Source organism: Faecalicatena contorta (assembly GCF_021531995.1).
Lineage (GTDB): Bacteria > Bacillota > Clostridia > Lachnospirales > Lachnospiraceae > Dorea_A > Dorea_A contorta_A.
On sequence record NZ_JAFBIZ010000265.1, the window covers coordinates 1 to 960 of the forward strand.

General features: G+C 33.5%; 1 protein-coding gene. It reads right to left on the bottom strand.

Annotated elements, in window-relative coordinates:
• Positions 1–290 precede the first annotated feature (290 nt).
• Positions 291–960 (bottom strand): methyltransferase domain-containing protein (locus JQM82_RS15845; protein WP_235251380.1); only part of this gene is annotated, 670 nt, incomplete at its 5' end.

A 960-nucleotide genomic window follows, 5' to 3' on the forward strand; every position in this document is an offset into this window, starting at 1 on the left:
TTCCATAATAGATTCCTTGTAACTCTAATTGTTGATAGACAAAAAAACAGATCGCCTATGCATCACAAACAAAATACGGTTAATTTAGTGTTTTGTTTTGTAATTAATTTTGTCTCTGTCCGAGATAAGTGTTGGTATGCATAACTGACCTGTTTATTCATTTTCTATGAATGCCCTGGGTAAACGAAAAGGAACAAGGTATATTTCATCCTTGTTCCTATCGGTCAGTATGTGCTATTCAGTTCAACAAATTGGAATTTGTTGCTCCGTCAAACTGAAAGTTTCAAGCGTTATAGACTTCCCACAAATATCTCTGCATCAATCGTCAAAGTTTTTAGCTTTTTGAAATCAATCTCAGTTTTATCTACATGGAAGAGCAGTGGGGTCATGTCTGCAAAAATTTTAATATCCTCTAACGGCATTTCATATGATTCTGAAACTCTTTTTTGGTAAATAACAGAATACTGCTTCTTGAATAAGTTAATCACATTCTCATTGGAATACTCTTGATTTTTCAAATGTTCTTTTGCAATGTTTCTGAACTCCATCAGATGTTTATTCCCAGGAATAACCTTTACAATATAGCCGCTATCCGTCAGAACTCTATTGAACTCCAAATAATTAGCTGGTGTAAATATGTCCAGTATACAGTCTACTGAGTGGTCTCTAATTGGCATATTTTCCAAATCACCCACAAACCACTTTATAGACTTACTACCGTCTCTTTTTGAAGCAAGGGAAATGGCATCTTTTGAAATATCAAAAGCAACTATATCTGCTTGAAATAGTTCTTTGATTTTTCTAGAATAATATCCTTCACCACATCCGACATCAAGAATAGTTGTTATGTTTTCAAGCTTGCTCAATATATGTGTTATCTCCGTAAGAATATGTGAATAGTATCCCTTTTCTAAAATATCCATTCTGCTTTCAAAAGAAGTTCTGCTATAATGCTTAGAT